The organism is Pseudoduganella sp. GW821-FHT12E03, from assembly GCF_058807115.1.
Genome location: NZ_JBXAQJ010000012.1, coordinates 35,966 through 53,548, shown reverse-complemented (window position 1 = coordinate 53,548; position 17,583 = coordinate 35,966). Strand labels below are relative to the sequence as shown.

At 61.0% G+C, this 17,583-nt stretch carries 17 protein-coding genes; 8 read left to right on the top strand and 9 right to left on the bottom strand.

Features of this window, described 5'->3' with window-relative positions:
• Position 1 precedes the first annotated feature (1 nt).
• The 4 genes from AC1RRC_RS26630 to AC1RRC_RS26615 are packed head-to-tail and all read left to right on the top strand — an operon-like array spanning position 2 to position 3,089.
• Entirely contained in the window at positions 2 to 787 is a 786-nt protein-coding gene (locus AC1RRC_RS26630; RefSeq protein WP_493058629.1) for an SDR family oxidoreductase, read from the top strand.
• Positions 784 to 1,578: a biotin--[acetyl-CoA-carboxylase] ligase gene (locus AC1RRC_RS26625; protein ID WP_493058628.1), complete on the top strand. Its 795-nt coding sequence runs from the start codon at positions 784 to 786 to the stop codon at positions 1,576 to 1,578. The genes AC1RRC_RS26630 and AC1RRC_RS26625 overlap by 4 nt, the downstream gene beginning before the upstream one ends.
• Entirely contained in the window at positions 1,575 to 2,342 is a 768-nt protein-coding gene (locus AC1RRC_RS26620; protein WP_493058627.1) for a type III pantothenate kinase, read from the top strand. The genes AC1RRC_RS26625 and AC1RRC_RS26620 overlap by 4 nt, the downstream gene beginning before the upstream one ends.
• 12 nt (positions 2,343 to 2,354) lie before the next feature.
• Positions 2,355 to 3,089, top strand: coding sequence for an SPOR domain-containing protein (locus tag AC1RRC_RS26615; protein ID WP_493058626.1), 735 nt, complete (start codon positions 2,355 to 2,357; stop codon positions 3,087 to 3,089).
• A gap of 87 nt (positions 3,090 to 3,176) precedes the next feature.
• Here AC1RRC_RS26615 and AC1RRC_RS26610 read toward each other — a convergent pair whose 3' ends face one another.
• The 6 genes from AC1RRC_RS26610 to AC1RRC_RS26585 all read right to left on the bottom strand — a co-directional run bounded on the left by AC1RRC_RS26610 (position 3,177) and on the right by AC1RRC_RS26585 (position 10,838).
• A complete protein-coding gene (locus AC1RRC_RS26610) occupies positions 3,177 to 4,484 on the bottom strand; it encodes a septal ring lytic transglycosylase RlpA family protein (RefSeq protein WP_493058625.1) in 1,308 nt (435 codons plus the stop codon).
• A complete protein-coding gene (gene rodA / locus AC1RRC_RS26605; protein WP_493058624.1) occupies positions 4,481 to 5,596 on the bottom strand; it encodes a rod shape-determining protein RodA in 1,116 nt (371 codons plus the stop codon). The genes AC1RRC_RS26610 and rodA overlap by 4 nt, the downstream gene beginning before the upstream one ends.
• 9 nt (positions 5,597 to 5,605) lie before the next feature.
• Positions 5,606 to 7,963 carry a penicillin-binding protein 2 gene (gene mrdA, locus AC1RRC_RS26600; RefSeq protein ID WP_493058623.1) on the bottom strand — a complete coding sequence of 786 codons (2,358 nt, stop codon included), beginning with the start codon at positions 7,961 to 7,963 and terminating at the stop codon, positions 5,606 to 5,608.
• A 34-nt stretch (positions 7,964 to 7,997) separates the two neighbouring features.
• Positions 7,998 to 8,510 (bottom strand): rod shape-determining protein MreD, encoded by a 513-nt coding sequence (gene mreD / locus AC1RRC_RS26595; protein WP_493058622.1) that lies wholly within the window; start codon positions 8,508 to 8,510, stop codon positions 7,998 to 8,000.
• 10 nt (positions 8,511 to 8,520) lie between these two features.
• Positions 8,521 to 9,657 (bottom strand): rod shape-determining protein MreC, encoded by a 1,137-nt coding sequence (gene mreC / locus AC1RRC_RS26590; protein WP_493058621.1) that lies wholly within the window; start codon positions 9,655 to 9,657, stop codon positions 8,521 to 8,523.
• 137 nt (positions 9,658 to 9,794) lie between these two features.
• Positions 9,795 to 10,838, bottom strand: a complete 1,044-nt coding sequence (locus AC1RRC_RS26585) for a rod shape-determining protein (RefSeq protein ID WP_050409489.1) — start codon at positions 10,836 to 10,838, stop codon at positions 9,795 to 9,797.
• Between the two features lie 267 nt (positions 10,839 to 11,105).
• Here AC1RRC_RS26585 and gatC point away from each other — a divergent pair, with 267 nt between their 5' ends.
• The 3 genes from gatC (at position 11,106) to gatB (ending at position 14,454) form a co-directional block, all read left to right on the top strand.
• Positions 11,106 to 11,405: an Asp-tRNA(Asn)/Glu-tRNA(Gln) amidotransferase subunit GatC gene (gene gatC, locus AC1RRC_RS26580; protein ID WP_493058620.1), complete on the top strand. Its 300-nt coding sequence runs from the start codon at positions 11,106 to 11,108 to the stop codon at positions 11,403 to 11,405.
• A gap of 87 nt (positions 11,406 to 11,492) precedes the next feature.
• A complete protein-coding gene (gene gatA / locus AC1RRC_RS26575) occupies positions 11,493 to 12,968 on the top strand; it encodes an Asp-tRNA(Asn)/Glu-tRNA(Gln) amidotransferase subunit GatA (protein ID WP_493058619.1) in 1,476 nt (491 codons plus the stop codon).
• A 22-nt stretch (positions 12,969 to 12,990) separates the two neighbouring features.
• Positions 12,991 to 14,454 (top strand): Asp-tRNA(Asn)/Glu-tRNA(Gln) amidotransferase subunit GatB, encoded by a 1,464-nt coding sequence (gatB, locus tag AC1RRC_RS26570; RefSeq protein WP_493058618.1) that lies wholly within the window; start codon positions 12,991 to 12,993, stop codon positions 14,452 to 14,454.
• A gap of 199 nt (positions 14,455 to 14,653) precedes the next feature.
• Here the strand turns inward: gatB and AC1RRC_RS26565 are convergent, their stop codons facing one another.
• The 3 genes from AC1RRC_RS26565 to pyrE all read right to left on the bottom strand — a co-directional run bounded on the left by AC1RRC_RS26565 (position 14,654) and on the right by pyrE (position 16,660).
• The gene (locus AC1RRC_RS26565) at positions 14,654 to 15,523 is read right to left on the bottom strand and encodes an alpha/beta fold hydrolase (protein ID WP_493058617.1); all 870 of its coding nucleotides are present in this window, start codon (positions 15,521 to 15,523) and stop codon (positions 14,654 to 14,656) included.
• The gene (locus AC1RRC_RS26560) at positions 15,520 to 15,894 is read right to left on the bottom strand and encodes a hypothetical protein (protein ID WP_493058616.1); all 375 of its coding nucleotides are present in this window, start codon (positions 15,892 to 15,894) and stop codon (positions 15,520 to 15,522) included. The genes AC1RRC_RS26565 and AC1RRC_RS26560 overlap by 4 nt, the downstream gene beginning before the upstream one ends.
• Positions 15,895 to 15,994: 100 nt before the next feature.
• On the bottom strand, positions 15,995 to 16,660 hold the full coding sequence (gene pyrE, locus AC1RRC_RS26555) for an orotate phosphoribosyltransferase (RefSeq protein ID WP_493058615.1): 666 nt from the start codon (positions 16,658 to 16,660) through the stop codon (positions 15,995 to 15,997).
• A gap of 80 nt (positions 16,661 to 16,740) precedes the next feature.
• Here pyrE and AC1RRC_RS26550 point away from each other — a divergent pair, with 80 nt between their 5' ends.
• Complete coding sequence (locus tag AC1RRC_RS26550; RefSeq protein ID WP_493058614.1) at positions 16,741 to 17,523, top strand: exodeoxyribonuclease III; 783 nt, start codon at positions 16,741 to 16,743, stop codon at positions 17,521 to 17,523.
• Positions 17,524 to 17,583 lie beyond the last annotated feature (60 nt).

Genomic DNA, 17,583 nt, shown 5'->3' with positions numbered 1-17,583 from the left:
CATGGCGGAAACACCTGCGCTGCGGCGCGTCTTTATCACGGGTGCGTCGAGCGGCCTGGGCGCCGCGCTGGCGCTGCGCTATGCGCAACTGGGCGCCACCCTTGGCTTGCTGGCGCGCCGTGGCGATGCGCTGCAAGCGCTGATCGCCACCCTGCCCCATCCTGAAAAACACCGCGCCTATGCGGTCGACGTCAACGACCATGAAGGCATTCGCAATGCCGCCCTCGATTACATCGAACATGCGGGCGGCATCGATGTCGTGATCGCCAGCGCCGGCATTTCGCACGGCACGCTGACGGAATACGGGCAGGAAGATTTGCCGGTGTTCGCGTCACTCCTGGCCACCAACGTCACCGCCACCTTTGCCACCTTCGCGCCGTTTATCGGCCCGATGAAAGCGCAGCGCACGCCGGCGCGGCTGGTCGGCATCGGCAGCGTGGCCGGCATCCGCGGCTTGCCGGGCGGCGGGGGCTACAGCGCGTCGAAGTCGGCCGTGATTACCTATTGCGAATCGCTGCGCGTGGAAATGGCGCCGCACGGCATCGATGTCGTCACCATTTGCCCCGGCTACATCGACACCCCGATGACGCAACACAACGCGTATGCGATGCCGTTCTTGATGGCGCCGGACAAGTTCGCGGCGGCGGCCGTGCGCGCCATTGAACGCGGCGCCAGCTATACCGTGATTCCGTGGCAAATGGGCGTGGTGGCCAAGCTGCTGCGCGCACTCCCCAACCCGGTCTATGACTGGGCCTTTTCGAAAGCGCCGCACAAGGCGCGCCAATGACCAGCATGGATTTAAACGCGGCCGCCATCGCCAAGCATTGCGCCGAATGCGCGTCGCACGTGGCGGTGTCCGTGGTACGGGAAACCGGCTCCACCAATGCCGACTTGCTGGCGCAAGTCCACGATGGACGCCTGGCTGGCCCGGCGCTGCTGGTGGCGCACAGCCAGACGGCGGGACGCGGCCGCGCGGGACGCAGCTGGCTGTCCGCCCCTGGCGCGACCTTGATGTTTTCGCTGGCGTGGCGCTTTAAGGCGCCGCTGCAACACCTGGTTGGCTTGCCGCTGGCAGCCGGCGTGGCGCTGGCCGAAGCGATCGGGGCGCTGGGCGTGCCGGTGCAATTGAAGTGGCCTAATGACTTATTGAAAGATGGCGCAAAGCTGGCCGGCATCCTGGTGGAAACCCAGACCGGCCCGGATGGCGCGGTGTGGGCCGTGGTGGGCGCGGGCATCAACTTGCTGATGCCCGATGAACTGGAAGCCGATATCGGCCGCGACGTGGCGTGCGCGCCATGGCTGGCCAACATGGACCGCAATGCGCTGATGGGCGCGTTGCTGAACCGCCTGGCGGCCACGCTGGCGGAATTCGATGACACCGGCTTTGCCGCCTTTACAGACCGCTGGAACCGGCTGCAGGCATGGCGCGGCGAAGCGGTGCGCATCCTGGACCAGGGCCGCGTGCTGCATGAGGGCCGCATGGCCGGTGTCGATGACAGCGGACGGCTGCTGTTGCAGACCGATGGCGGGCAAGTGCCCGTGATGTCGGGTGACGTATCGCTGAGGCGCGCACCATGAACACGTTTTTGATCGACGCGGGCAATACCCGCATTAAATGGGCGCTGGCCGCCAGCGATGCGCCATTGGGCGAATGGCTGGCGTATGGCGCCGTGATGCACGCGGAGGCGGCGCAATTGCCGCAAGCCTGGCGCGGCGCGCTGGCGGCGCATGGCGCGGTGGGTAAAGTCATTGCCGCCAATGTCGCGGGCGCCGCGATGCGCGCGTCGCTGGAAAGCATGCTGGCGGAAACCGGCGTGGCCGAACCTGGCGCCATCGACTGGTTCGCCTCGGTGGCGCAACGGGGGGGCGTGCGCAATGGCTACCGCACCCACGGCCAGTTGGGCTGCGACCGCTTTGCTGCCGCGATCGGCGCACATGCGTTAATGCCGGGCCAGGCGCTGATCGTCGCCAATTGCGGCACGGCCACCACCATCGATGCGGTGACGGCCGATGGCGCTTTCCTGGGTGGCATGATCTTGCCGGGACTGGGTTTGATGGCCACTTCGCTGGCGCGCAACACGGCGCAGTTGCCGCAGATAGCGCAAGGCGGTAAGCTGCCATCCGGATTTGCCGACAATACCGACGACGCCATCCTCAGCGGCCTGCTGGCCGCACAGGCGGGCGCCATCGAACGGGCTTGCGCGCTGCATGGCGCACAAGCCTGCCTGGTGTCAGGCGGCGCCGCACAATACATCGTTCCGGCGCTGGGTGTGCAAGTGCCCTATCGCCTGGTGGACAATATCGTACTGACGGGTTTACATGCTGCCGCGCGCAGCGAATAACGTGGATTGCCTGTGCTGAAATTTATCTTCTGGTCCCTGCTTGCCGCAAATGCCGGCCTGTATGCATACGGGCAGGGCTACCTCGGCCACTTCAGCGGCAGCGAACGCGAACCTGCGCGCCTGCAAAACCAGCTCAATGGCGACAAGCTGGCCGTGATTTCAGCATCGAAGGCCGAGGCGGCGGTGGCGGCGCTGAAAGCGCCCGCACCGGAGCCGGAAAGCGAAGCGGTCAAACCTGCAGCGGAAGATCCGGCGAAGAAAGCCCTGGAAAAGAAAGAAGAAAAAATCGCGTGCGTCGAAATCGGCAATTTCGTGCTGGCGGACGCGCGCCGCTTCGAGGAAAAACTCGCGCCATTGTCGCTGGGCGACCACCAGGCCCGCATCAATTTGCCGGGCACCGAAGTCTCGAGCTATATCGTCTTCATCCCGCCGCAGGGCAACAAGGAAGGCGCTGAAAAGAAAGCCGCGGAGTTGCGCGCGCTGGGCGTGACCAATTACTTCGTCATGTCGGACAGCCAGACCATGCGCTGGGCCATTTCGCTGGGCGTCTTCAAGAGCGAAGCGGGGGCGCAAACCCTGCTGGCCGAGCTGCAAAAACAGGGCGTGCACAGCGCCCGCGTCGCGCCGCGCATGAGCGCCAGCAAATTGCTGGCGTTCCAGTTCCGTGGCATCACGGCCGACACCAAATCCCGCCTGGACAAGTTGCGCGCAGGGTTCGCGGACAAGGAAAGCCGCAGCTGCAAGTAACCACGGTTTACCCGCAGCGGCATTGCAACCAAGAATTTTGGTGCCTGGCCCCTTTAGCACTATCGTTCGGCGCGGGTGCGATAGGGTTTAGCGCTGGATCACCAGCGGCTTCAGGCCCAGCGCCGCCGGCAGCGCCTGCATGGCCTGCTCGGCTTCCTGCCGCGTATTGAATGGGCCGCTGTACAGGCGCAGCACGCTGCCGGATGGCACCACTTCCAGGCCGGACAAGCCGCTTTCCATGGCAACCCTGGCGCGCGCCGCTTCCGCATTTTCCGGTTTCCCGTAAGCGCCCAGTTGCAGGTAGAAATTGACCTTGGCTGGCATGGCGGCGACTGCCGGCACGATCGCGCCGCCCGCCGGCGCATTGGCCCCACCAGCGAGCATCACGCCGCCAGCCGCAGGCAATGGCGCAGCCGCCGTTGCAGCGGTCTTTCCAGCCATGGCGGCAGGCATGGGCGTCGCTGACGCCGCACTGGTCGGCGCAGCCGCTGTAGCAGCCGAGATGGCAACCGGTGACAACGCCTGCGCAGCAACCGGCGGCATCGAGGCAGTCATCGCCGGCGTAGCCGGAGTTGCCTGTGCAGTATTTGCCTGCCCCGCATTTCCCCCCGGTGGCGGCGGATACAGCAGCGCCGCCGTCTGCGCCGGTTCGCGTTGCGGCATCGGCGCTTGAGGGCGCAGCACCGTGGCCGGCACCGGCTTGGCGCCGCCTTTGCCGGCAACCGCCAGCTTTTCCGCCTCGGCCGGCAAAATGCGCACCACTTCCAGCATGTGGCTGCCCTTGCCCAGCAAGCCCAGTTTCAGGGCCGCCGTGTACGACACATCGATAATCCGCGTCGAGTGGAACGGGCCCCGGTCGTTGATACGCACCACCACCTGGTTGCCGTTATCGAGATTGGTCACACGCGCATACGATGGAATCGGCAAGGTCGGGTGCGCGGCCGTCATCTTGTACATGTCGTACAGTTCACCCGACGACGTGCGCTGGCCGTGGAATTTCTTGCCGTACCACGTGCCCAGCCCCTTTTGCACAAAGGGCTGGTCCGAATCCGTGATCGGGCGGTAAGTCTTGCCGAACACGACATATTCCTTGTTCGCGCGTGGCAGCGGCGGATCGTTGCGCACTTCCGCATCCGGCGTCGCCATCAGGTTGGGCGGCGGATTGTCGCCCGGCCCGTCATCCTGGTAATAACCGCCCTTGCCGGAGCCGGCCGGCGGCAGCACCGGCACACCCGGTTCACGCGGCTGCGGCCTGGCCGCGGGCTTGGCCGGCACGGCAGCCGGTACGGCAGGCTCTTGCTGCGGCGCCGTGCCACACCCCACCAGCGCCAGGGCCGGCGCCAATGCGGCGGCCAGCGCCGCCAGCCGCATCGATGGCAAGCAGCGCGCCATCATGTCTGCACCAGCTTGCGGTGGCGCTGGATACTCATCAGGATGCCCGACGCCAGTCCCAGCGTCAGCAGCGCGGTGCCGCCATAGCTCATGAACGGCAGCGGCACGCCCACCACCGGCAAAATACCGCTCACCATGCCCATGTTAACGAAGGCGTAAGTGAAGAAAATCATGGTCACGGCGCCCGCCAGCAGGCGCGTAAAGAAATTCGGTGCGCCGGCGGCAATCATCAGGCCACGGCCAATTAACAGCAGGTACATAAACATCAGGAACAGGTTGCCCATGAGGCCAAATTCCTCAGAATACACGGCAAAGATAAAGTCTGTCGTACGTTCCGGAATGAATTCCAGGTGCGCCTGCGTGCCCTCTTTCCAGCCTTTGCCCATCAAGCCGCCGGAACCGACGGCAATGGTGGCCTGGATGATGTGGAAGCCTTTGCCCAGCGGGTCCGTGGTCGGATCGATCAGGGTCATGATGCGTTCGCGCTGGTAATCGTGCATCATCGACCAGGCCACCGGCATCGATGCGGCAGCCGCCACCACCAGTCCGGCAATGGCTTTCCACGGCAGGCCGGCCAGGAAGATCACGCAAAAACCCGCCATCACCACCAGCAGCGCCGTCCCCAGGTCAGGCTGGCGCGCGATCAGGAACACCGGCACCAGCAGCAGCAAAGCGCCCACGGCATAGGAATCCCAGCGCAGCATGCCCTGGCGCTGCTGGAAGAACCAGGCCAGCATCAGCGGCACGGCAATCTTGGCAAATTCCGATGGCTGGATATCGACCACGCCGATGTGCAGCCAGCGCCGCGCGCCCAGCTTGATGGTGCCGACCAGCGCCACCGCGATCAGCAGCGACACCGTCACCACATAGGCCGGCAAGGCAATGCGCATCATGTTTTGCGGCGAGATGTTCGCCACGATCCACATCGTCAGGAACGACATCACGATATTGCGGACCTGGTCTTCGATCTTGCCGGGAATCCCCATGCTGGCCGATACCAAGGTCACCAGGCTGGTACTGAGCAGCACGACGACGATCGTCATCAGGGTTGGATCGAAGACAGCCAGGTAAGGCTTCACGCGGCGCCATAACGAGCGCCTTTCATTGATCGGCATGCAGCCTCCTCATTCTTTATTGCGCGCCGCCGGCGGCGTGGCTGGCGGCAAGCCCGGTGCGGGCTGTTGCGGCGCAGGCGCCGGCGCTTTCGCCACCGGCTGCGCCGCAGGTTTCGCGCCCTGCCCCGCTGGCGCCGCCTGTTGTGGTGCAACGGCGGCAGGCTTGGCACTCTGCCCCGCTGGCGCGGCCGGTTGTGGTGCAACGGCGGCAGGCCTGGCGCTCTGCCCGGCTGGCGCCGCCTGCTGCGGTGTGGCGGCGGGTTTCGCGCCCTGGCCTGCCTGACCATGCTGGTGCGGCGGCGCCGCCCCCGGTTTCACGCCGGGGCGCTGGGCCGGCGGCTGGATCAGCGGCGGCTGTTCCAGTTTGGCCGGCGCGCCCGGTTTCGCCGTGGCTGGCGCAGTCCGCTGTTCATTGGCAATCGCCGCCGCTTCCTCATCGGCCGGCTCTTCCACCGGCACGAATTCCGCCGCATCTTCCTTCGGCACCGGCGTCGTATCCTTCTCGGTCGGGCGTTTGCCCAGCAGGTAGTAGTCGAGCACCTTGCGCGTGATCGGCGCCGCCACCTGGCCGCCGAAACCGGCGTTTTCCACGATCATGGCAATCACGATGCGCGGCTTGTCGGCCGGAGCAAAGGCGGTGAACCATGCATTGTCGCGCAAGCGTTCATCGAGCTTGGCGGCGTTGTACTTTTCATTGGCCTTGATCGCGATCACCTGCGCGGTGCCGGTCTTGCCGCCCACCGTATAACCGGCATTGGTGAACGCGCGGTACGCGGTGCCGCCCGGTTCGGACGTCACGCCCACCATCGCTTCCTTGATGAAGTCGACGTTTTGCTGCTTCAGCGGAATGCGGTAGCTTTCCTTCGGCACGGTCAAGGTGCGCGCCTTGCTGACGCCGTCTTCCACGCTCTTGACCAGGTGCGGCTTCATCACCACGCCGTTGTTGGCCAAAATCGATACCGCGTGCGCCACCTGCAGCGGCGTGTACGAGTTATAGCCGGAACCGTTGGAGACGGAAATCGTGTCGCCGCCCACCCACTTGCCGGCCTGCGGATTTTTCTTGTAGCGCGCGCGCTTCCATTCCTGCGACGGCAGGATGCCGCTCTTTTCATTGTCGAGGTCAATTCCGGTCGGCTGGCCGAAACCAAACGGCTTCATGAACTTGTAGATTTCATCGATCCCCATGTCGCGGCCCAGCACGTAGTAATACGTGTTGCACGACACGACAATCGACTTGCGCATGTCCACCGAGCCATGGCCGCCCACCACGTCATCGCGGAATTTGTGGGTGCCCAGGTAGAAGTAGCCGGGGTCGCCGATCGCCTGGCTGGTGGTGCGCTTGCCGGTTTCCAGCGCGGCCAGCGCCATGAAGGGCTTGAAGGTGGAACCGGGCGCATAGGTGCCGGACAGCGGACGGTTCACCATCGGCTTGTCCAGCGAGGTATTCAATTCATTCCAGCTTTGCGTGTCGATCCCGTCCACGAACAGGTTGGGGTCATAGCCGGGCCGCGACACATAGGCCAGGATGTCGCCAGTCGACGGTTCGATCGCCACCAGCGCGCCGCGCCATTCGCCAAACGCTTCCTCGGCCACTTTTTGCAGCTCGATATCGATCGACAGCACCAGATTGTTGCCCGGTGTGGCGGGTGTGCGCGACAAGGTGCGCACCGCGCGCCCGCCCGCCGACACTTCCACTTCCTCGTAGCCGGTCACCCCGTGCAACTGCTTTTCGTAACTCTTTTCCAGGCCTTCCTTGCCGATGTGTTCGGTGCCCTTGTAATTGCGCGCATCGTCGCCGGCTTCGATGACTTTCGCTTCACTCTGGCTGATGCGGCCGATAAAGCCGATCACGTGCGACGCGGTTTCACCGAGCGGATACTGGCGGAACAAACGGGCCTGGATTTCCACGCCGGGGAAACGGAAACGCTGCGCGGTAAAGCGCGCCACTTCCTCGTCGGTCAAGCGGGTGCGCAGCGGCACGCCTTCGAAGCCCTTGGTTTCTTCCAGCAGACGCTTGAAGCGCTTGCGGTCTTTCGCTTCCACCGACACCAGCTTGGCCAGTTCATCGATGATGCTGTCGAGCGGCGCCCGCAATTTCGACGGCGTGATTTCCAGCGTATAGGCGGAATAATTCCGCGCCAGCACCACGCCGTTGCGGTCAACGATCAGGCCACGGTTCGGCACCACCGGCACAAACGCAATGCGGTTTTCTTCCGCCTGCGTCATGTACTTGTCGTGATGGACCACCTGCAGCCACACAAAGCGCGCCAGCAACAGCGCAAAGCAGACAAACACCAGCAAGCCCAGCACCGACAGGCGCAGGCGGAACAAGTGCAGTTCGCGTTCGGTATTCTTGAACTCGGTCATCGGGACAGCTTGGTGAGCAGCTTAAGTTGACAGCTTAGATTGGACGCGTGTGGTCTTTATCGATGGCGCGGCGCTGCGGCGCCAGCAAGATCATCGTGATGAACGGCCACAGTGCCACGGCGACCACGCTTTCGATGAAATACCACCAGCCGGGGAATTTGCCCGACACGATAAAACGCACCATCAATTGCACCGATTGCGCCATCAGCAACAGCGGGAACACGTGCATGGCCTGGGTCAGCAGCGGGAACCATAACACCCGGCGGTGGATCATGATGGCGCAGTACGACAGCAAGGTATAGGCCAACGCATTTTCACCGAGCAGGGTCGCATCATGCACGTCCATCAGCAAGCCCAGGAAAAACGCGGTGCCGATGCCGACTTTGCGGGGCTGGTGCACGCCCCAGAAAACCAGGGTCAGCGCCACGAAATCCGGCGCGCCGATAAACTGGCCCCACGGCAACAGGTTCAGCAGGAACGCACAAAACAGGCTGAACGCAATGAACACCGGACTCACCGGCAGCAAGATGTAATGTGGACGATTCATGGCAAGGCTTTCAACGCGACTGCGTATCGGTGGCGGCGCCCGGGCGGGCTGCGGCCGGACCGGCCGGCGCTGCCGCACGCTGCTGCGGCGCGGCCGGGACTGCCGCCGGTGGTGCCGGGGATGGCGCGGCGCCGGACGTTGCGGCCGCAGGTGTTCCATGGGCGGCTTGCCGCGCCGGTGCGGCAAGCGCCGCCCCCCCGGCAGCGCCAGGCTGCGCGGCGGCGGTGGCGGCGGCCTCCTTCGCCAGGTCTTTGGCTTTCTTCTTGCCAGGCTTGAACGGTTCTTCTTCGGGCGGACGGGCCGGCAATTCCGGCGGCGACATCAGGATCAGCAACTGGCTGTGGCTCTGGATGCCCGACAGCGGCTGGCATACCACGCGGCCAAACACGCCGTTGGCATTGTTTTCCACTTGCGTGACGCGCGCCACGGCCAAGCCGGCCGGATACACGCCGTCAATCCCGGAGGTGATCAAGATATCGCCGACCACCACGTTGTCGGTCTGCTGCGCCGCGACAAAGCGCAATTCCAGCTGGCCCGACTGGCCACGGCCATACGCCACGCTGCGCAAGCCACTGCGCAGCACTTGCACGGGAATCGCCTGTTCCTTGTCCGTCAACAGCGTGACTTCGGCCGTAAACGGGAAGACGCGCGTGACCTGTCCCACCACGCCCTGGTTGTCAATCACGGGCAAGCCCAGTTGAACGCCCTGCTGGACACCGCGGTCCAGCACGATCTTGCGGCTGGAACTGTCGCGGGCGTCATACAGGATTTCCGCCAGCAGCGATTTGCCGGGCACCCGTTCGCGGGCGTCCAGCAACTTGCGCAACTGCGCATTTTCCGCGTTATACAGTTGGGCTTGCTGCAAGGCCTGGGCCGAGGCGATTTGTTGCTGTTTCAAATCGCGCACCTGCTTTTCCAGCGCGGACAGCGATGAAAAATAATCGCCGACACCGAATATGGCGTCGCGCGGCAGCAACGCCGCCATTTGCAGGGGGTAAAGGACGGTGCCGACCACCTGGCGCACGGTCTTGAGCGCGTTCATGCGCGCATCGGCCAGTAGCAAGGCAATGGAAATGCACGCAAACAGCGTCATCTTGACGCGGGCAGGCGCGCCTTGTTTGAAGAGTGGCGGAGGACTGTATTCCATGGCTTCCGAAATTCCGGCGCTCGCGCGCCACCGATAGGCCTGCGCACCCAGCCAGTATAAGCCGGTCTGAGTGCAGCGTCAGCCTGTACGCATGCCACTGCGGGGAACGCGCCACGGCATTCCCCACAAAAATTGCATCACTCGTACGAGAAGATCGAGCCCAGCTGATCCATGCGCTCCAGCGCCATGCCGGAACCACGCACCACGCACGTCAGCGGATCTTCCGCGACCAGCACCGGCAAGCCGGTCTCTTCCATCAGCAGACGGTCCAGGTCGCGCAGCAGTGCGCCGCCGCCGGTCAGCATCATGCCTTTTTCAGCGATGTCCGCGCCCAGTTCCGGCGGGGTTTGTTCCAGCGCGTTTTTCACGGCGGAGACGATATTGTTCAGCGGGTCGGTCAGCGCTTCCAGGATTTCGTTGGACGAAATCGTGAACGAGCGCGGGATACCTTCCGACAGGTTGCGGCCCTTGACTTCCATTTCCTTGACTTCGGAGCCAGGGAAGGCGGAGCCGATGGCTTTCTTGATGGCTTCCGCCGTCTGTTCGCCGATCAGCATGCCGTAGTTGCGGCGGATGTAATTGACGATGGCTTCATCGAACTTGTCGCCACCGACGCGCACGGAACCTTTGTAGACCATGCCGCCCAGCGAAATGATGCCCACTTCCGTGGTGCCGCCGCCGATATCGACCACCATCGAACCGGTCGCGTCGGACACTGGCAGGCCGGCGCCGATCGCCGCCGCCATCGGCTCTTCGATCAGGTACACCTGCGATGCGCCGGCGCCCAGCGCCGATTCACGGATCGCGCGGCGTTCCACCTGGGTCGAGCCGCAAGGCACGCAAATGATGATGCGCGGCGATGGACGGAAGAATTTGGAATCGTGCACCATGCGGATGAATTGCTTCAGCATTTGCTCGGTGACGGTAAAGTCGGCGATCACGCCGTCTTTCATCGGGCGGATCGCCTCGATGTTGCCAGGTACTTTACCCAGCATCTGTTTTGCTTCCTTGCCGACGGCCTGGATCGTTTTCTTGCCGTTCGGGCCGCCTTCCTGGCGGATCGCAACGACAGACGGCTCGTCCAGCACAATGCCGGAACCGCGTACATAAATCAGCGTGTTGGCAGTGCCCAAGTCAATTGCCAAATCGGAGGAAATATACCTGCGTAAAAAACCAAACATGAGTATCCTGTGGCGCGGCGCATGCGCGTATAAACAGTTATAGGGAGTATCCGTGGATGCGGCGGCCGCCGGTCGTCGGCGCCAGCCACGCATCAACCCGGCATTCTACCTTATAATCCAGATGTTATTTACCAAAAATCCATTCTAATGTGCACCCACCCCAACGGTGAATTGCACAACAATTACTGGATTTTCCCTGCCAGATAGCAGGAATTGTAAGTTCTTTATCAATATCACAATGGCGCGCCCCAACGCGCATTCCCGCATATGTCCCTGACACTATCCGACGTAAAACGTATTGCCAACCTGGCGCAACTGGAAATGAGCGACAACCACGCTGCCACCGCCCTGGAAGAGCTGAACGGCATCTTCGCGCTGGCCGAGCAGATGCAGGCTGTGGACACCAGTGGCGTAGCCCCTTTGAGCCATCCGCTGGCCGCGCACATGCAAGTCGCGCTGCGCTTGCGTGACGATGCCGCAACGGAGCCGAATTTGCGCGAAGACTATCAAAAAGTCGCGCCAAAAACCGAAGACGGCCTGTATCTGGTGCCTAAAGTAATCGACTAAGGTAATCGACTAAGGTAATCGACTAAGTTGATCACTTGGCGCCCCGCTCGCTGACGGCATCCGTACTGAACATCCTGATTAAATCCCATGCATAACAAAACCATTAAAGAGCTGTCGCAGCTCCTGCAGAAGAAAGAAGTGAGCGCCGTACAACTGGCGACGCATTTCCTGGACCGTATCGAACAAAGCGATCTGAATGCCTTCCTGCACGTCGACCGCGCCCTGACCCTGGCGGAAGCGGCCGAAGCCGATGCGCGCATCGCCGCCGGCACCGCCACGCCGCTGACCGGTGTGCCGATTGCCCATAAAGATATTTTCGTGACGAAGAACTGGCGCTCGACGGCCGGGTCGAAAATGCTGGCCAATTACGTCAGCCCGTTCGACGCGACGGTCGTGGCGAAATTCAAGGCGGCCGGCATGGTCTCGCTGGGCAAACTCAATTGCGATGAATTCGCGATGGGTTCCGCCAATGAAAACTCGGCCTTTGGCGCGGTGAAAAACCCATGGGACCACAAGGCCGTTCCCGGCGGTTCGTCGGGTGGTTCCGCCGCCGCCGTGGCGGCGCGTCTGGCGCCCGGCGTCACCGGCACCGATACCGGCGGTTCGATCCGCCAGCCGGCCTCGTTCTGCGGCATCACCGGTATCAAGCCAACCTATGGCCGCGTGTCCCGCTTCGGCATGATCGCGTTTGCCTCGTCGCTGGACCAGGGCGGTCCGATGGCGCAAACGGCGGAAGATTGCGCCCTGCTGCTGTCGGCCATGACTGGTTTCGACGAGCGTGATTCCACCAGCCTGACGCCGGAACAGGGCGGCGTGGACGAGGATTTCACCCGCGACCTGGATAAGCCGCTGACCGGCCTGCGCATTGGCGTGCCAAAAGAATACTTCGGTGAAGGCCTGGCGGCCGACGTCGAAGCCGCGGTGCGCGGCGCCCTGGCGCAATACGAGACACTGGGCGCGACCCTGGTTGATATCTCGCTGCCAAACACCAAGCTGTCGATCCCGGCCTACTACATGATCGCCCCGGCGGAAGCTTCGTCGAACCTGTCGCGCTTTGACGGCGTCCGCTTCGGCCACCGCGCCGACGGCTATAAAGACTTGCAGGACATGTACAAAAAGACCCGCGCCGAAGGTTTTGGCCCGGAAGTCCAGCGCCGCATCATGGTCGGCACCTATGTGTTGTGCCACGGCTACTACGACGCGTATTACCTGAAGGCGCAGCGCATCCGCCGCCTGATCCAGCAAGATTTCGAAACCGTGCTGAGCGGCCCGAACGCCGTGTGCGACGTGATCATGGGCCCGGTGGCCCCGACCGTGGCCTGGGACCTGGGGTCCAAGTCCGATCCGGTCGCCAACTACCTGGCCGACATTTACACGCTGTCGACCAGCCTGGCCGGTTTGCCGGGCATGTCGGTGCCGTGCGGCTTTGGCAATAACAACCGTCCAGTTGGGCTGCAAATCATCGGCAATTACTTTGCCGAAGCCAAGCTGCTGAACGTTGCCCACCAGTACCAGCTGGCCACGGAATGGCACAAGCAATCCCCTGCCGGTGTGGGCGCGTAAACCTTAATAGCGAGAAACAAATATGGAATGGGAAGTCGTCATCGGTATTGAGAACCACGTTCAGCTCACTACCGAATCCAAAATTTTCAGCGGTTCGCCAACCGCTTTCGGCGCCGAAGCCAACACGCAAGCGAGCCCGGTTGACTTGGCGCTGCCGGGCGTGTTGCCGGTCATGAACAGGAAAGCCGTGGACCGCGCGATCCGCTTCGGCCTGGCGGTCGGCGCAAAAATCGCCCCGCAATCGATCTTTGCACGCAAGAACTACTTCTACCCGGATTTGCCAAAAGGCTATCAGATCAGCCAGTTTGAAGACCCGGTGGTGCAAGGCGGCACGCTGACGTTTGGCTATGAAAAGGATGGCAAGTTCGTTACCAAGACCGTCAACCTGACCCGCGCGCATTTGGAAGAGGATGCCGGTAAATCGCTGCACGAGGATTATCACGGCATGTCCGGCATTGATTTGAATCGTGCCGGTACGCCATTGCTGGAAATCGTTTCCGAGCCGGAAATGAGCAGCGCGGCGGAAGCTGTCGCTTATTGCAAGGCATTGCACGGCCTCGTTATGTGGCTGGGTATTTGCGATGGCAATATGCAGGAAGGTTCGTTCCGCTGCGATATTAACGTTTCCGTGCGTCCGAAAGGCCAAAAGGAATTCGGCACCCGCTGCGAGATCAAAAACCTGAACTCGTTCCGGTTTATTGAAGAAGCCGTCCATGTCGAAGTGCGCCGCCAGATTGAATTGATTGAAGATGGCGGCCAGGTGGTGCAGGCGACCCGTCTGTATGACCCGGATAAAAAAGAAACGCGTCAAATGCGCTCGAAGGAAGATGCGCAGGATTACCGCTATTTCCCGGATCCGGATTTGCCGCCACTGATGGTTTCCGATCAATGGATTGCCGACGTCAAAGCCGATATGCCGGAATTGCCGGCCGTGATGCGCGACCGCTTTATCAATGAATATGCATTGCCGGAATATGATGCGCTGATCCTGACGTCGTCGAAAGGCATGGCCTTGTATTTCGAAGCCGTGGTAGCGAAAGCCGGCAAGGAAAATGCCAAGGCTGGCGCCAACTGGCTGATGGGTGATGTGTCGTCCACCTTGAACCGCGAAAATACGGAAATTGGTTCGTCGCCGGTGAAACCGGGTCAGTTGGCCAATATGCTGAAGCGTATTGCCGATGGCACGATTTCCAACAAGATTGCCAAGGAAATCTTCGGCGATATGTGGGCGGAAAACTCGGACGATGAAAACCTGGTCGACGTGATTATCGACAAGAAGGGTTTGAAGCAAATCTCCGATACCGGCGCACTGGAAGCCATCGTCATGGAAGTGCTGGCGAATAACGCGAAATCCGTTGAGCAATACCGTGCCGGCAAGGAAGCCGCCATTAATGCATTGATTGGCCAGGCCATGAAAGCATCGAAAGGCAAAGCCAATCCAGCCCAATTGACGGAACTGCTGAAACAGAAATTGGCCGAAGGCTGATTTTCAATTTCCGGTTGCAAATGAACGGCGCCTGCGGGCGCCGTTTTTTTTCGCGGTTTGCATCAAGAACTGGCGTGATCGCGCCAATTATTAGCATAAAACCCGCAAAATTCGGCTCTTTATGGCCCATGCATGCGTTTCGGCGAAATAAAAAAGGCGGCTTTGTAAAAGCCGCCCTACGCGTTTGAATGAAGGTTTTTTAAGCTGCGATGCGGGGTTGCATCCAGCCGAGGATATCGCCAAAGATATCCGCACGATTGGTTTCGTTGAAATTCTCGTGGTAATTCTTCGCTTCGAACCGATAGTGCAACAAATCGCCGCCTATCGTCTTCAGCATGGTTTCCGCAGCGGCGCTATCGGCCAGTTTATCGTCACCCGCCACCACCGCATATAACGGCATGCGCCATGTTGGAATTTGCGACGCCAGGCCTTTTTGCGCCTCGCTGAGCGCATGGCCAAAGCGGACTGTTAATTCCGATGCCCGAACTGCATCTTGTTCATCGACATGGTGACGCGCGGTAATCGCCGCATCATGCGTCAACACATCGGTAAATGAGGCCACCGGTACTTTCATGGTCGGCACCAGCTTTGCCAGCACACCCGACATTTTCTGCAATACCGGCGAAATCTTCACGGCATTCACATAATATGGCGACGACAAGATAAAACCTTTAACGTCATCCTCGCTGCGTTTTAATCGCTCGAGACCGAATTTGGTGGCAATCAAGCCACCCATCGAATGCCCCATGATAAAGATAGGCAAACCGGGGTAATTCTTTTTTACCCATTGCAGGAATAATTCCGCATCATCCAGGAAGATATCGAAGTCGGGAATATCCGCACGGCGTTTACCATCATGACCGCACTGGTCATAACCAACCACCGCAATATCATGACCACGGAAATATAAACCCGCCATCACATAATCGCCGGCATGGGCCAGGGCGCCATGAAACGCCATAATGACCGCGCGGGGTTGGGAAGGTTCCCAAATGTGTATTGTGCGCTCGGCGCCATCGCGCCCTTTAAAGCGGGCCAGCCTGTCTTCGGAAAATCGCATACTGCTCATGATGTAATACTGAGGGTAATCCCCATTTCAATCAGCAGATTCAATTCAGCCAAAGAAAAGTCAAGGGAAGGAATGCCGGCGGCGGCTGCGCCAGCGGTGTAGGCAATACGCAATTCAGCGGCAATCGGGGCGGCATTGAAATCAATCCCGCGCGCCTGGCATTCCGTCAAAAAGCCATGGACTTGATTGACCATGACGGCCGGGTCGGATTCCGCCGCCAGGTTGACATAAAAACCGGAATCAATACGGACGCGGCCATCAGGCCGGACATCGCCTTTTTTCCAGTCACTGTCCGGCTCGACCGGTAAGCCGTCCCGGACATCGGCCAGCGCATCATCGTCACCATACACTTTAAGCGTTGCAATGTTCATTGTTGCTCCAATTCCAATATTTCAGAAAAGCAAAACAAGTCTACACCAGCCGGCCGCCAGCGGCGCGCCTCCGAGGTGACCCGGGAGCGCACCGTGGGATTTACGCTACGCCATACTGACTACGGTAAGCCGCGACCTTTTCTTTATATTCTTGCAAAGAAGGATCGGCGGCGGCGCCCGACAGGTACGTAAACAAGTCGTCCAGGTTACCGATGGAAATCACGGGAATGCCGTAATTTTTCGTGACTTCCTGCACGGCCGACAATGCCGACATGACGCCATCCTTGGCGCCGCGCTCCTTGCGGTCCAGCGCGATCAGCACGGCGCACGGTTCGGCGCCGGCGGCGCGGATCATTTCCACCGATTCACGTACCGAGGTGCCGGCGGAAATCACGTCATCAATGATGACAACCTTGCCCTGCAGCTTGGCGCCCACGATGGTGCCGCCTTCGCCGTGGTCTTTGGCTTCCTTGCGGTTGAACGCAAACGACGTGTTGCGGCCTTTGCCGGACAGCGCCACGGCTGTGGCGGATGCCAGGGTGATGCCTTTGTAGGCCGGTCCGAACAGCATGTCGAACTCGATGCCGGAATCAAGCAGCGTCTGGGCATAGAACTGCGCCAGCTGCGCCAGGGTGGCGCCGTCATGGAACAGGCCCGCATTGAAGAAGTACGGGGATGGGCGGCCCGCCTTGGTGGTGAATTCACCGAAACGCAACACTCCCGTCGCCACTGAAAACGCGATAAACTCTTGCCGTAAATTTTTCACAGTTGCCTCTTAATATGTAAGTGCCTGTATTTTAATCCGCAGGCGCGGCCTGTGTCCCCTTCCCTTTTTGAATCTTCACCATGCCAAAAATCATTTCCGCCAACTTGAACGGGATCCGTTCCGCATCCAAAAAAGGCTTTTTCACGTGGATGGCGGCCCAGGACGCCGACTTTGTCTGTGTACAGGAACTCAAGGCGCAAGCCGATGACATGACGGAAGAATTCCGCAACCCGGGCGGCTACCATGGTCACTTCCACTATGCGGAAAAGAAGGGCTATTCGGGCACGGGCGTCTACAGCAAGATCGCGCCCGATGCCGTGATGATCGGCTTTGGCAATGAGGAATTCGATGCGGAAGGCCGCTATGTGCGCTGCGACTTCGGCCCCTTGACGATTATTTCCGTGTATTGCCCGTCCGGCTCGTCCGGCCCCGAGCGCCAGGAAGCCAAATTCCGCTTTATGGCGGCGTTCATCGTGCATTTGCAGCAATTGCACGCCGAAGGCCGTGAAGTCGTGATTTGCGGCGACTGGAACATTGCCCACAAGGAAATCGACCTGAAGAACTGGAAGGGCAACAAAAAGAATTCCGGTTTCCTGCCGGAAGAGCGCGAATGGCTGACGCGCGTGTTCGATGAAGTCGGCTTTGTCGACGTGCACCGCGGCCTCGACCCGCGCGAAGAACAATATACGTGGTGGAGCAACCGTGGCCAGGCTTATGCCAAGAACGTGGGCTGGCGTATCGATTACCACGTTGCCACCCCGGGCATCGCCGGCAAGGCGCACCAGGTCGCCATTTATAAAGAGGAACGCTTTTCCGACCATGCGCCCCTGATCATTGAGTATCACCCCTTGATTGCCGCATAAAACGCATTGCCTTGCCGCCCCTTTTGGGGCGGTATTTGTTTGCGCATGTTTGCCAGTAGT